Below are 14,999 nucleotides of genomic sequence, written 5' to 3'. Positions count from 1 at the left end.
GTTTTACAATTAAAGTAAATTAAATAAATTAAAGTGATTAGATTACAATAAGAAATAAATAAAAAAGCACCAAAAAAATCTAATTTAGGAATTAATAAAGCAGGAATAAGTAATCCTGAAAACAGCCCCGCCGTGTAGTTTAAAAAAATAATAAACCCTGTTTTAGAAGAAGCTTTTAAAAAAATAGGTAACTCGAAACCCGAAAGAATACCAATTATTAATACAAAAATTTGAGAACATAAAACTAATAAAATATTTTTATAATAAAACCCTCCCCATGCTTCTGTTAGCCAAGAGCCTATAGTAATAGAAAACAATGTGGTTAAAATATAAATTCCAAAAACAAAAATAGGGATTAGTAAAATTAAAAAACTTTCTATATTAATAAGTAAATCTAACCCTCTTTTACTATAAAATCGATTATAAATATAAGCCCCTAAGCCTAAGCTTAAAAAATATACACCCGTTGTTAAGCTGTATACAAAAACATGGGAGTGAGCGGAAACATCAACAATCACATACGCCAATAATATTTGGTACGATATGCTACAAAAAGATAAAGCAAAAACTAAAAAGGCCATATTTACCTACAAAGGCTTTGCTGAAAGTAGAATAGAAAACAATGTTTGTTCCGCCAAAGCCCTTGAAGATGACACTAATATTATATACGAACCTCTTGAGTCTTTTCTGATAAGGTAAGCAGCATAAATAAATTTTTTTGCAGTATTATGCTTTAATAAGTAAATCGATTTTATCCCAGGTTTGGAAGGATAGCTATTTATGTTAGATTTAACTAAGCCTAATAGGTCTTGTTTATTTAAAGATACAAATAAATGCGTATTTTCCGATAACTCTTGAAATAGCTTTCGTATGTTTTGGGTAATATATCTAGCACCTATAACATAAATGCTATTGCTGCCCTCAGTACCAGACAACACCCCCACTTCTATATTTTCCACTTGCAAATCTTCAATGTAGGAATAGCTATATGTAGTTGGCAGAGTAATGTCTAAATAAGTCTCTTTTATAAATTGCATAACAGAAGGGCTTATGGACTGCTCTTGAGACAACAACGGCAACGGAGGGGATAATTTTTCTTGCTCAGACAAAGCTTTATTATTTTCTTTCCACGCCAAAAACTTATCTTTTGTTATAGGGGCTTTTATATTTTTTTTTGCTATGCTTTTTTTTACTAAATCACTTTTTAATCGTAATTGAGAAACCTCTTTGTATTGAGAATAAAACATATAGGCAAAGCTAAACATTATTATAAAAAAGAAAATTCTTATTAAGTTCTGTTTACTCATTAGTTTACCTTTGTATTGCTTGTATAATATATATAATTACTAGAAGGTTCAAGTAAGAAATTAAAATATTTATACTTGTAAATTTTGTTTTGCCTTTAAAATACTGGTCACTACAAAATGTGTTAATATAACAGAACACCACGAAAGCACTAGTAAATACAGGTCATCTTTAGCTAAAAGATCGTAAAAATATTTTCCACACAATGCATTAATGATTAAAAATACTATAAAACTTAAACCAAAGTGCGTAGACCAAGATAATTTTTCTAACAAAACAAACCCTCTATACTGCGCTAAATAGTCTTGCACTTTTTGTAAAAAAGCGATTCTTACAAAAAACAAAATAATCATAAAATGTACCCAAAATACCCACGGGCTTTGCCTGTGCAAAAAACAATTTGCCTCAGCCCCAAAAGGCATCATCGAATAACCTCCCCAAAATGATAAACAAATTATAACAGTAATTATCCATATTGATAATTTTTTGGTGCTTATTTGTGCAAGAGCCTTTTGGTTAACTTGATATAAAGCCCCTAGCCCGTAAGCAAAAAGTACTAAACCAACCCATGGCAACAATGGCCATGTTCCTCGAGACACTCCCTGTCCGCAAACGCCAATTAAAGCTTCTTGCCAAAAAGAATGCGTATGAAAAATAGAAAACTTCCAAAAAGGTATACATAGTAATGCGATGCCAAAAATAACTATAGTTTTAGCTGGAATGCGAAAGTAATTAATAATAACCACAATTAGTGAAGAAGAAATAATAAAGTGATATGTGTCCCAATGAAAGCTCCATTGTAAAAAGCTATATCCTGCAAATAAACATAAAATTAAAAAACCAAAAAATAATTTAATCCAAACAGATAAAAGAAACTTATTCTTTTTTTTAAAGCCCATAATAAAAAAAACTAAAAACACCAAAATAAACCCCGAAAAAGAAAAGTGCTTAATACCTTGTAACAAATTTTCTACAAAGACAAAAGACGATCCTTCAAGAGGCTTGTACAAAGAAAAATCGTTTAAATAATAAGGGGCAATAATGAATACTGCAAAAATTCGCAAGAAATCTAAAAGTAAGAAGTGCCTAGAAGCTATTGTCATAAAATAAGCCTGTTGCCATTTAATAAAAATACTGTTTTTTACACGCGATAATCATCTTGTATTTTTATTATAAAAATAGTAATCTGCTTTCAGCATAAAAGTAAATATAAAATTGTCAATACTACCAATGAAAAACTACTGTCCCTCTCTTTTTATTTCCACACAAAATGGAACTGGTAGTTTAAGTGCTAATCAAATTTTATTAACTGGATTATTTAAAGCGGGCCACTTTGTGGGAAGTAAAAATATTTTTCCATCGAATATTGCAGGCCTTGCTACGCAATATTTTTTAAGATGGAGTAATGTAGAGCATTTGTGCGGGTTTCAAACTCAATCTAATTATTTATTAAATATTCACCTTCCCACACTTAATGAAGATTTGTTAAAAATTAAAAATGAGGGTGTTTTAATTATTGATTCTGATTATACAGATATTTTAAAAAATTCGCCCAACTATTTCTTGATTAAAAAGCATAAAATTAGCGTGGTAAAAATTCCTTATAAAGATATTTTAAAAAATATTGAAGCAAAAGCACCCATAAAAAAACTTTTAAAAAATATTATTTCTACTTCTTTTTTATCCGAGGTGTTTAATATTGATAATGCATTAATGCAAAGTGTATTAAAAGAAAAATTTACTGACGATATTTTACAAGTAAATAAAAAAGCCTTTGTTTTAGGCTTAAAAGAAGCAAAAAAACAAATACAGGCAGGCAATATTGTACAACTGCCCAAAGAAAAAACCTTACAAAATAAAAAACATTCCCTTTTGATAGACGGAAACATTGGTGCCGCTATGGGAATATTAACTGCAGGTTGCCAAGTATTTTCTTGGTACCCTATAACTCCCTCGACCTCTGTGGCAGAAAATATAAAAACACTAAATGCACAATTAAAAACCAACAGCTGCTTAACTATGCAAAGCGAAGATGAGCTTAGTGCTATATCCATGACTATTGGTGCTGGTTGGGCAGGGGCAAGAGCGGCCACAGCAACCTCTGGCCCAGGGCTTTCTTTAATGGCCGAGGCTTTAGGTTACGCCTATTTTGCAGAAATACCTTTAGTAGTAGGAGATGTGCAAAGAATGGGGCCTTCCACAGGCTTACCTACTAAAACTTCTCAAGGCGATTTATGTTTTGCCGCACAAATTTCTCACGGAGATTGTCAGTCTATTATTTTGCTTCCCTCTAACCCTGAGGAATGTTTTACTATGAATTATCAGGCTTTTGATATTGCCCATAACTTACAAACTCCTGTTTTAATTTTAAGCGATTTAGATATTGGAATGAATTTACAGTCTTGCGGTGATATTTCTTACCCCTCCACAGAATTACAAAATGGTAAGTTAAGCCATACACAACCACGAGTAAAAAATTGGGAGCCTTATGCAGATCCCGACAAAGATTATGTACCCATTCGTAGCTTGCCGGGAAGTTTGCAAGCTTACTTAACAAGAGGTACCGGACATAATCAAAAAGGCGATTACTCCGAAGACCCCGAAAATTTTTCTAAATTGCTTAAACGGCTACGCCTTAAATACCAGTCTTGCTTAAAAATTACTCCCCCTCCCGTGATTACAAAAACCAATATACCCAGTGAGCGAGGTGTGCAGATTATTGCCTATGGATCGACCGACCAAATAATAAAAGAAGTTCAAGAGCAACTACAGTTGCAAAATTGCTCGGTAGAATATTTAAAAATTCAATCCTATCCCCTGCACACAGATATAATGCAATCGTTTTTAAAAAATAGCAGTAAGCCTTGTTTTATTATAGAACAAAATATTTCTGGGCAAATGAAACAATTAATTACACAAGCTTTACCAGAGTACGCCAGTCAATTTACCAGCATTACTCATTATAATGGGTTACCCATAGATGCCTGTAGTGTTACTAAACAAATTATAGAAAGTTTAAAATAAAAATAATATTATGAGTAAAATAAAAAAAGTATTTAACAACGAAGATTACAAAGGTTCTCCTAGCACTTTGTGTACGGGCTGTGGGCACAATAGTATTAGTGAGCATATTTTAAACGCGTGTTATGATTTAAATATTGCCCCTAACCAAATTGTAAAATTATCTGGAATTGGTTGTTCCTCTAAAAGCATAAATTATTTTTTAAATCAATCTTTTGGAATTAATTTTATTCATGGAAGAATGCCTCCCCTAGCCACTGGCGTATATTTAGCTAACCCCGACTTAAAATTAATTGGAATTTCTGGCGATGGCGATACCGCTAATATTGGTTTATCTTCTTTTTGTCATTTACTGCGGCGTAATATTCCTATGGTTTATATTGTAGAAAATAATAGTGTTTACGGGCTAACCAAAGGGCAACTATCGGCCACGGCCTATGCTGGACACATTAACAAAAGCAAAGATGTGATGACCGACTCTTCCATTGACCTTTGTACTTTAGCTATAGAAATGGGTTGCCAATTTGTAGCTCGTAGTTTTTCGGGAGACAAAAAACAAATGCAAAGCTTAATTAAGTTAGCGTTACAACATAACGGCACCGCTTTTATTGATGTTATTTCGCCTTGTATTGCTTTTGCAAATAACCCCGAATCGAAAACCAGTCATGTTGCTTCAAAAAAGAATCGTCTTAACTTAAATAATATTGACCTTGTAAATGAAAAAGAAGAAACGCCTAGTGATACATTATATAAAGAAGGTGATGTTTTAAAAATTGCTATTTCTAAAGATACTACCGTGCATCTGTATAAATTAGAATCTAATAGCCACGATCTAACAAAACCTATAGATGCCTTAAGCGTGTTAAATGCTGTTAAACAAAAAAATAAGATTGCTACAGGCTTATTTCACTTTGTGCCATCGGTATTAAAAAAACCAGTAACCCCTGATAAATCCAAACTATTTATACGAACAGAGGCTAAAAAGCTTTCGGCAGATCAGCTAAAGTCACTATTAAATAATTTTAAACAATAAGCTCCATTTTTTATTACAAATAAGTGTCTAAAAAATAAACACTTTACAAAAAATCTACATTTTTTTAAACAAACTAGCCTGAAGGTTGTTTTTTTTAATAAAAATAAACCGATTATTTAAGTAGCAATTAAAACAGGAGCAATGTATGAACAAGGTTATCTCTAAAATATTATTATCAATAGTATTCTGTCTAGGAACTATTCACTGTAGCAAAATTAGTTTCAACGCTATAGATCAAGGCAGTACCGACGGATCTACTCCAGTAGTGGAGCCTCCCGTGCCACCTCAACCAGCAAGGCCAAAGCTAGACCTTCTTATTGTTATGGATAATTCTTCATCTATGTTAGACACCCATGCAATAATAGAAAGTAAGTTAATAGGCTTTACAGAACAGTTAGAAGCAAGAAATATAGATTATAGAATTGCAGTAACCACTACCGATGCTCGCACGGATGTGGCCAAAGAATTTGCTCAAACTAATGGCACTAATTTAACAAAAACTCCTCGTGGTTTTGGCGGAAAAATACTTTCTTTTAATAAAAGCAACTTTATCTCTAATGATACTGTGGATGGAGAAAGCCTAGTTCTTTCTAGTCTTGATCGTAGTTTAGAAGCCTCTTGTGGAACTCTAGACACCGGCGAGTCAGACTATTGGAAAGATGATGTAGCCGAACCAGAAGTTTGCTCTACAGATTGGGAAGAACCAACTAAAGTGATTAAACAATTTTTAAAACAAAAAAATACTGTAAATGCAGGGTTTTTAAGAAGCAATGTTCCCCTAGTCGCACTAATTATTACTGATGAAGATATAGACGACTCTACAGGTAAAGGCATAAACCTAAATATGGCAGAAGAACTAAGTAGCATTCGTGCTTTACGATCTAATTTTAAAGCTTATGGAATCATTGCTCAAGAACAAGATGTCTCTAGATGTCAGGCAAATTGGTCTGGCGAAACTAGCCAAAAGGTGGGAGAGTTTATTACCTTAAGCGGTGGAGTCCATCACAGCATTTGCGATAGCGACGACTACACTTCTATCTTTGATGAAATTGCTGCAAGCCTTTAGTGTAGTATTTTTTATTTAAAACCATCTAACAATTTAAATACCATCTAACAAAAGGGCTGTTTTTACAAACAGCCCTTTTTTATTATAAGAGTATAGAAAACTAGACTCTACATTCATAGTTTTTTGCACGAAAAGTTTATGAAGGAAGCTAATAATGCAAAAAAAAATCATAACATTAAATATCTATATTTTGGCGATGCTATTTCTGCTAAATAGCTGTAATTTTTCTTTAACTGATGATTTTCAGCCCCTTACTAAAGGTAAAACTGCCAGCCTTACCACTATTGCCTTTTCGCAAGCACGAATAAAAAATAATGATTTACTATTTGATTTATCTTTAAGCAAAACAGCCCCTCAATCTATTAATTTTTACATATTTTTAGAAACCGCTGAAGGGGAATCCATACCTTTAGTTAATGCAAAGGTGGTGTGCGAAACATTACAATACTCCGATCCTTTTTTAGATTGTTCTAAACACACTCATTTATACAAATGGAGGTTCACTGCAGGAAAACATACTGCTAGCATTAAGCTACCTCTTCAACAAAGAAATTTTTCAAAAAACTTTGTGTTAAAAATTATAACTTTTAATACTTTTATTTCTCAGCAAAATCATAAAAGTACGATAAAAGGAAAAAATATTTTATTAAAACCCCAAACCTTAGTAAATACTCCTGATAAAATAAACCTTTTAGAAAACTACGGCAGCGTACAAGTTCCCGTCGAACTAAACACTAATGATAGTTTTTCTATTACCTATAGCGTACAACAAATTACCGAAAAAACGATACATCTATTGGATAATCATCACTCTATTGCTACGGCCAATGAAGATTTTGTGCCTGCTCAAGGGCACTTTGATATTAGCCCTAGCCAAGCTTTACAAAAACTAAGCATTAATGTCATTGATGACCAAATTTATGAAGGAGCACAATCCTTTGTTCTTAGTTTATATTCTGATCAAGCCATCTTTGAAGGTAATAGGCAAAAACACATTTTAATTACTATTGACGACAATGAAGAGGCTCCCTATTTGCAACTATCTGACTTCACCACTACAGAAACAGAAGACCTTCAATATTGGCCTGTCTCTTTAAGCTGGCCTTCAGAAGTTATAGTTTCTTTTGATTACCACTTACACAGTGTTGAAATAAATAATGCCGAAGGCGATAGCGACTACATAAGTGATCGTGGGCACATAGAATTTGCTAGCGGAGAAACACAGAAACAAATTTCTGTGCAAATTGTTTCTGATAACATTCCCGAAGACACAGAAAGCTTTTCTTTGTCCATTTTGCAAACTCATATAGCGCAATTACAGCCTAATGCACCCACTAACTATACAGCTTTTATTACCGACGCTAGCAGTGATACAGCAGCCCCTAGTTTAGCATTTAGTGCTCCACGCATTAATGCTCGCAAAGGCCATAGGGTTTCTATACCTATAGTGTTGCAAGGCTCTACTACTACGGCAGTGCATGTGTATTATAGAAGTTTTAGTCAAAGCGCCAAGGCCGAAGAAGATTTTGAAGACCTAGCGGGAGTGCTATACTTTCCAGCCTCTACAAAAACTTATCAAGTACAAAATATTATTGTAAATCTTTTAGATAATTCTTTAAATAGCATAAAAGATGTAAAAAAATCTTTTTATCTTTATATAGAAAAAGTACAAAATGGAAAAATTGGCACCAACAGAAGAGTCGATATTAATATTTTATAATAAGCTAGTTGAATATATATCTTGGATTTGCTATTAACAATATAAACAAAAGGGAAGGCAAGCTTGATCAATAAGTGGCAGAATAATATTCGTAACTTTTTAAAATTAGAACTGGTTACAGGGCTGTTAATTTTATGCGCCGCCATTGTTGCATTGATATTGTCTAATTCTGCATGGAGTGAATCGTATTTTCATTTTATTCACCTTCCTATTCACCTAAGTATTGGAAGTTTAAAATTACACTATGGCTTACAACACTGGGTTAATGACGCCTTAATGGTATTGTTTTTTTATGTTGTTGGTTTAGAAATTAAAAAAGAACTTATAGAGGGCGAGTTAGCTTCGCCAAAAAAAGCCGCTCTTCCTATTTTTTCTGCTTTGGGAGGAATGCTTATTCCTGCCTGCATTTATTTATTTTTTAATTATAAATTAGACTCACAAATAGGATGGGGTATTCCCATGGCTACAGACATTGCGTTTTCTTTAGGAGCTTTAAATTTAGTAAAACAAAAAGTTCCCTTATCTTTAAAAGTCTTTTTACTTAGCCTTGCTATTGTAGATGATTTAGGAGCTATTTTAGTTATTGCTCTTTTTTATACTCAACACATTTCTATACACTTTTTATCTTGGGCTTTATCCTTACTATTACTACTTTATGTTTTACGAAAAGTGGGCCTATTTAACCTCCCCTTGCTAATAATTACTGGACTTTTAGTTTGGGTATGCTTTATAAAAAGTGGCGTGCACTCTACTATTGCCGGTGTACTGTTAGCCTTTTTAACTCCTTTGTATCACCCAAAAACCAAGAAGGTAATTGCCAGCAATTATATTGAAAAACTACACAGCTTTGTAAACTTTGTTGTTTTGCCTTTGTTTGCCTTTAGTAATGCGGGCATTGTTTTGGGTGGGCAAAATATTTTCACCAGCCTTTCTCACCCTGTAAGCCTAGGTGTTTCTTTTGGACTTTTATTAGGAAAGCCTTTAGGCATATTATCTTTTGCCCTGCTATCTATAAAATTAAAACTAAGCTCACTTCCCAAAGATGTAAACTGGACACAAATAACAGGAATAGGCTTAATTGCAGGAATGGGCTTTACCATGTCTATTTTTGTTACTAATTTGTCGTTTGTGAATAATCCGCATTTAACAGAAATAGCAAAATTAAGTGTGCTGCTGGCCTCTTTATCGGCTGCCATTTTAGGTATAATACTATTAAATAAAACACAAAAAACTTAAAATATTACAAGATATTTCTAGCAGCATTAAAATAGGTGATTTCAAATTTGACTTCATTTTTAAACCAGTATAGCCTTTTTTTGTGGTTGGATAGCTCAACTGGATAGAGCATCTGCCTTCTAAGCAGAGGGTTCTGGGTTCGAGTCCCAGTTCGACCACCAAACTTTTTTTATGCAAATCAGGCATCGATTTCTCGCCAACTTATATATAATTAATAACTATGAACACAAAAATATCCACACTTCTATTAAAGAATAAAAATTGGGCTTCTGAAAAAGTAAGCAAAGATAGCAGCTACTTTACAAAACTTTTGCAACAGCGGAAGCCTTCTGTTTTTTGGATTGGTTGTTGTGACGCTCGAGTTATCCCTAGTGAAATTATTTCCTCCTCTTTGTCGGATATTTTTATGCATACTAATATTGCTAATCAAGTAAATAGCAATGACACAAACTTAATTGCTGCTTTAACATTTGCGGTAAATACTCTTAAGGTCGAACATATTGTTGTTTGTGGACATACTGATTGTAGAGGTGTGCAAGCAGCTATGGATAATAATTCTTGTGAAGTTTTAAAAGACTGGCTTAGGCCTTTGCAAAATCTTTATAAAAAAAATAACAGCTTAGATACTACAGCTTTTAGTGAGCTCAATATAAAAAATCAAGTGAAAAAAGTACAACAGCACACACTATTACAAAATCACAAAAATCCACCTCAAGTGCATGGGTGGATTTTTCAAATAGAAACGGGAACAATCAAAGCCCTTTGCTAAGTGTATAAGCTATCCTAAGCGTATGAAAAAAAGGTGGATATTATTAACAGAGCCAAACCTCGCTAAAAAACTAGACTCTGCCTTCCTTTTCCTATATCCGATAACTTTATAAGCCTACCAGCTTAAACCATAACCACAAAGCACTGTTATGTTTAAAATAATTATCTATCTAAGCATTTTTTTTACCTTAACCTCTTGCACCAATGCTATTGAATTTAGTAATGATAGTGTGGATTTTTCTAGACCCTCTAACCTCATTTTAGAAAATATTACTCACATACAAAAATTACAATATGAGTCTTCTAATAAACAAGTGGATATTTTATTAGTGGTGGATAATTCTAAATCCATGGCTGATGAACATGCTAAAATGATTCAAAAATTTAAAAATAATTTTATTCCTTATTTACGAGACTTAGACTGGAGAATGGGAGTTTTAACCACAGACTCTAGAGAAGTTTTTAGCGGAGGATGGTTTAGTGATGACATACCAAGCCCTTCTGGTTTTGGAGGTAAGCTGCTACAGTTAAATGCTCAAGGAGATGTCTATTTTCATAAAAATACCCCAAACTTTATTGATTTATTTCACAAAACTATTCAAAGAATTGGCTGCAATACCCCAGAGCAGCAGGCCTCTTTTAAAGAAGAATCAACAGTGCCGTTATCCGAAGAAGACCAAGCTTTTTGTTTAGAACGCAATGGAAACGAACAACCTTTTAACTCCATTGTAAAAAGTATTAACTATAAAGAGTCTCACAATAGTTCTTTTTTTAGAGACCGAGCCCATTTAATTACAATTATTATTTCTGATGAAGACGAAGACGATATTTCTGAGCTTCAGGCCGCAGACCTTATCCAAGCGGCAAAAATACAATGGCCACGAAAAGTATTGCGATCCTACAGCATTTCGGTTTTGCCAAAAGATCAAGCTTGTAAAGATGCCTCTTCCAAAGATTATGATGCGCATTTTGGTGTAAAATTATTTCATTTAAGTCAACTTACCCAAGGAGTTAGCTTAAGCATTTGCCAAGAAAACTATGCTCCCCTTTTTAAAACTATAAGTACAAGCATCTATAATTCTTTTTTATTAAAAATTTATTTAGAAAAAAAACCGGTTTCAGGTAGCTTGCAACTAATATTAGACCCTTCGCCCACTTATAGCTTTCACTACACTGTAAAAAATCAAACAGTTATTTTTAAAGAACCCTTGTCCTTTGACACAACCTTTATAATAAAATATTTAACACCTAATGTGAATAAGCAAGGCTTATAAGTTAATGGTTTTTTATTACTATACTTTTTATAATGAAAAAAAAATTTGCTTTATTTAAAAAACAATTTAACCAATACACAGACCCTTGGGGTTTAGATTTATCTGCCACAGAAAAAGCCTATAAATATATACTTCCTATTTATAATAATTATTTTAAAGTTCGATGCTTTGGGCTTCATAATATAAAACCCAAACAACAATATTTATTTGTTTCTAACCATTCTGGGCAAGTTGCCGTAGATGGAGTAATGATTGCTGCAGCTTTAATTGAAGAGCTAAAGCAACCGATTTTAATTCGCCCTCTAGTAGATCGTTTTGTACCCAAACTTCCATGGATTGGAGAGTGGATGAGTTCCGTTGGGGCTATTGTAGGTAATAAAGACAATTGTTTAGCACTTTTAAAACGCCAGCAGTCGGCTTTAATTTTTCCAGAAGGAACAAAAGGTTTAGCAAAAAGTAGTTCTAATTACTATCAATTAAAATCTTTTACCCAAGGCTTTGCTAAAATTGCTAGTATGGCCGAGGTTAAAATTATACCCATTGCTTTAGTGGGCGCCGAAGAAATGTTTCCTTTTGTTTATCAAAACTCCTCTTTAAATCGCTTTTTAAAGCTACCCACCTTGCCCATTAGCCTTTGCTACTTTCCCCTTCCCTCTCCTATTGATATTTATTTTGGCAAAGCTTACACCATCAAGCCAGGGACTGTGGATGTAAAACAAGACATTTTTAATATAAAAAATATTATGCAAGATATGATAAATAAAGGCTTAAAAAAACGCCGTAATTTTGCCTTCACTTATAATAAAAGTAAGGATTTATGAAAAAAATTTTAATTACAGGGTGTGCTGGTGGCTTAGCACAACTTTGCATTAAATCTTTATTAAAAAAAACGAATGTACATATTATTGGTATAGACCCTCGCACACCAAAGTATCAACATGCTAATATTACTTATTATAAAGAAAAATATTCAAAAAATTCTTTTGAACATATTTTTTCTAAACATAAACCAGACACTATCATTCACCTTAGTCGAATTGGCCATAACAATACCACGCCTATTTTTAAAAAAGAAAAATTGTTAGACTTAAACATAATCAGCACCAAACAATTTTTAGACTTAGCTTTACAAGCTAATATTAAAAAAATACTTTTAATGAGCAGTTTTCATGTCTATGGTGCAGTGCCCGACAGCCCTAGCCTACTTACAGAAAATTCTCCATTAAAAGCCAGCATTAAGCACGCACAGTTACGAGAAATTGTAGAAATCGATTATACTTTTACCAATTGGGCGTGGAAGTACAAAGACCAAGTTAACACCATTGTGCTAAGGCCCTGCCATATTATTGGAAAACATATTAATAATACTATTAGCCAATATATTAAATCTCCTATAGCACCCAGTTTTATAGATTTTAACCCCCTGTTTCAACTAGTGCATGAAAAAGACATAAGTAATATAATTACTCAATGCTTATCTAATGTTGCCACAGGAGTCTATAATGTTGCCCCTTCTGAGTTTGTACCTTTAAAAGTAATTAAAAAAGTTTTAAGCCCAAAGCACCTTTCTATTCCTAGTTTTAGTTTAAGTATTATTAGTACATTATTAAAAACTACTTTAACGCCAAACATACTTCCTGATTATTTTATTGATTATCTAAAGTTTTCTAGCACCATTGACGGAAGTTTATTACAAAAGCAATTACCTCATTTTTCTTTTCAATATAGTTGGAAAGAAATTTTACAAGACTTAAAAAAGTAAATAATTTAATTAGATTGATAATCTTTTACTGTGTTTTTAAAAAACTGCTCGCATTCTATAGCGTTATATTTTTCTGGAGGAATAATGTCCGAAATGGTTAAAGTCACTTTTCTGCGAAAAGATGTGGGCCATTTCCAAAATACTTTTCCTGATGTAAAAGAAAAAATACTACCCCACAAACCATCAATAGCACACAAAACCACCGGCACTTTGTGAGCATCTACAAGCCTTTGCACTCCAGATTTAAACGGTTTTAATTGGCCAGTTCTAGACACTCCACCCTCTGGAAAAATGCCAAGAATAGCTCCTTCTTCTAACCTTTTTTGTATTAAAGCAAAAGCCTCTTTTAAAACGCTTGCGCTTTCTCTATGAGTGGCAATGGGGATAGTGTTTGCTTGTTTATAAAATTTTGGAAACTTATAATAATAGCTCCAATCCATTACATAGCAAACTGTCTCTTTAACCATTCCTCCCACGCACAAAGGGTCAGCAAAACTTATATGATTACTAGCTAAAATATAAGGGCCTTTTTGGGGAAGTTTATCAAAGTTAACTAATTCTATCTTATAAATTAATCGCACTAAAATATTTATCATAAATCGAATACAGTGTGCTGGCTTAAACCAGTAAAGTAATATAGCGGCTAAAAAATTAAGCCCTGCAAATACTAAAAGCGTAATAGGTATTCCAAAAGGATTTAAAAGCATTACTAACACCGCAGCGGCTACCATAAACAGTGCATTCCAAATATTATTTGCAGAAATAATTCTAGAAATAGATTTTTTATCACACACCTCTTGTATATAAGTGGTTTGGGGGATAATAATGCCTGCCGCACAAACGGATAATAAAAATACATCCATAGCTGCTCGTATAGAATACTTTTGCATAAAAAAAACAGAAAAAGACATTAAACTTTCTGAATCTGGTATAATAAAAATATAAGAAACATAAGACAAATCTAATAAAAATATACTTAAGAAAAAAGCAGCAATAGGAACTACACCTATTTCTACTTTATACGAAGAAGTATATTTAACAACAATGGCCCCAACGCCCATACCTAAAGTAAATAAAGATAAAAAAAAGGTTCCCACCCCTGCATTAACGCCTAAAATTTGTTTACACAATATTGGTAAAATCGATAAAATGGCTGCTCCCATAAACCACAACCAAGAGGCACCTAAAATAGTAAAAAAAATATCTTTGCTTTTTAAACTTAACTTTAAAGTTTTTATTGTAGCTTTAAAAAAAGTGTAATCCACTTTATATTGTTCTGTTTCTGTTTCTACTGTTTTAATGTTTAAACTAGATATCAACCCAACAACTGCCGCCGTTAAAAGCGCTAATACAATATACCAAGTATTTTCTGCGCTAATAAAAACTCCTCCCAAAACAGTACCTATTAAAATGGCTAAAAATGTACTAGAAGTAATAAGAGAATTTACTTTTACTAAAGCGCCGCCTTTTGCTACAAAAGGTAAAATTCCATATTTAACAGGGCCAAAAAAGGCCGACTGCGCCCCCATTAAAAACAAGGCAATAAATAAGTACTGGTAACTATTAGAGTAAAACCCATAAGCAGCAGTGCTCATTATAAGCACTTCTGCTACCTTGGTAAGTTTTATCACTAAAGCTTTGGGATACTTATCTGCTATTTGCCCTGCTGTGGCAGAAAAAATAAAAAAAGGAAAGATAAAAACTAAACCCGCTAAGGCCACCAGCAGACCACTATTTAAATTCCACAATTCTACGGACTTATAGGTTAGCAATAAAACAAAAGCGTTTTTAAAAATATTGTCATTTAAAGCTCC

13 protein-coding genes and 1 tRNA gene are annotated in these 14,999 nt (G+C 33.0%); 10 read left to right on the top strand and 4 right to left on the bottom strand.

Annotated features, from left to right (window positions below; all coding sequences use genetic code 11):
- The 3 genes from HAW63_02735 to HAW63_02725 form a co-directional block, all read right to left on the bottom strand.
- The coding region (locus HAW63_02735; GenBank protein MBE8162884.1) for a hypothetical protein at positions 1-581 on the bottom strand (581 nt) is incomplete at its 3' end.
- 6 nt (positions 582-587) lie between these two features.
- A complete protein-coding gene (locus tag HAW63_02730) occupies positions 588-1,247 on the bottom strand; it encodes a hypothetical protein (GenBank protein MBE8162883.1) in 660 nt (219 codons plus the stop codon).
- A 129-nt stretch (positions 1,248-1,376) separates the two neighbouring features.
- A complete protein-coding gene (locus tag HAW63_02725) occupies positions 1,377-2,408 on the bottom strand; it encodes a hypothetical protein (protein ID MBE8162882.1) in 1,032 nt (343 codons plus the stop codon).
- Positions 2,409-2,535: 127 nt separating this feature from the next.
- Between HAW63_02725 and HAW63_02720 the strand changes: the two genes are divergently transcribed.
- The 10 genes from HAW63_02720 to HAW63_02675 all read left to right on the top strand — a co-directional run bounded on the left by HAW63_02720 (position 2,536) and on the right by HAW63_02675 (position 13,185).
- Positions 2,536-4,329 carry a hypothetical protein gene (locus tag HAW63_02720; GenBank protein ID MBE8162881.1) on the top strand — a complete coding sequence of 598 codons (1,794 nt, stop codon included), beginning with the start codon at positions 2,536-2,538 and terminating at the stop codon, positions 4,327-4,329.
- Between the two features lie 10 nt (positions 4,330-4,339).
- Positions 4,340-5,359 carry a 2-oxoacid:ferredoxin oxidoreductase subunit beta gene (locus HAW63_02715; protein MBE8162880.1) on the top strand — a complete coding sequence of 340 codons (1,020 nt, stop codon included), beginning with the start codon at positions 4,340-4,342 and terminating at the stop codon, positions 5,357-5,359.
- 145 nt (positions 5,360-5,504) lie between these two features.
- Positions 5,505-6,425, top strand: a complete 921-nt coding sequence (locus HAW63_02710) for a hypothetical protein (protein MBE8162879.1) — start codon at positions 5,505-5,507, stop codon at positions 6,423-6,425.
- Between the two features lie 154 nt (positions 6,426-6,579).
- Entirely contained in the window at positions 6,580-8,145 is a 1,566-nt protein-coding gene (locus HAW63_02705) for a hypothetical protein (protein MBE8162878.1), read from the top strand.
- Between the two features lie 63 nt (positions 8,146-8,208).
- Positions 8,209-9,381, top strand: coding sequence for a Na+/H+ antiporter NhaA (nhaA, locus tag HAW63_02700; protein MBE8162877.1), 1,173 nt, complete (start codon positions 8,209-8,211; stop codon positions 9,379-9,381).
- A gap of 84 nt (positions 9,382-9,465) precedes the next feature.
- Positions 9,466-9,542, top strand: a tRNA-Arg gene (locus HAW63_02695).
- A gap of 59 nt (positions 9,543-9,601) precedes the next feature.
- The gene (locus HAW63_02690) at positions 9,602-10,150 is read left to right on the top strand and encodes a carbonic anhydrase (GenBank protein MBE8162876.1); all 549 of its coding nucleotides are present in this window, start codon (positions 9,602-9,604) and stop codon (positions 10,148-10,150) included.
- A gap of 148 nt (positions 10,151-10,298) precedes the next feature.
- Entirely contained in the window at positions 10,299-11,423 is a 1,125-nt protein-coding gene (locus HAW63_02685; GenBank protein MBE8162875.1) for a hypothetical protein, read from the top strand.
- Between the two features lie 32 nt (positions 11,424-11,455).
- Positions 11,456-12,244, top strand: coding sequence for a hypothetical protein (locus HAW63_02680; GenBank protein MBE8162874.1), 789 nt, complete (start codon positions 11,456-11,458; stop codon positions 12,242-12,244).
- Positions 12,241-13,185, top strand: a complete 945-nt coding sequence (locus tag HAW63_02675) for an NAD-dependent epimerase/dehydratase family protein (GenBank protein MBE8162873.1) — start codon at positions 12,241-12,243, stop codon at positions 13,183-13,185. Before HAW63_02680 ends, HAW63_02675 begins: the two co-directional genes overlap by 4 nt.
- A gap of 5 nt (positions 13,186-13,190) precedes the next feature.
- On the opposite strand, the gene HAW63_02670 is transcribed toward HAW63_02675, so the two are convergent.
- Positions 13,191-14,999: MFS transporter (locus tag HAW63_02670; GenBank protein MBE8162872.1), on the bottom strand; the 1,809-nt coding region annotated here is incomplete at its 5' end.

It is taken from the genome of Pseudobdellovibrionaceae bacterium (genome assembly GCA_015163855.1).
GTDB lineage: Bacteria > Bdellovibrionota > Bdellovibrionia > Bdellovibrionales > UBA1609 > JAAOIH01.
This window is presented reverse-complemented; position numbering and strand designations above follow the sequence as displayed.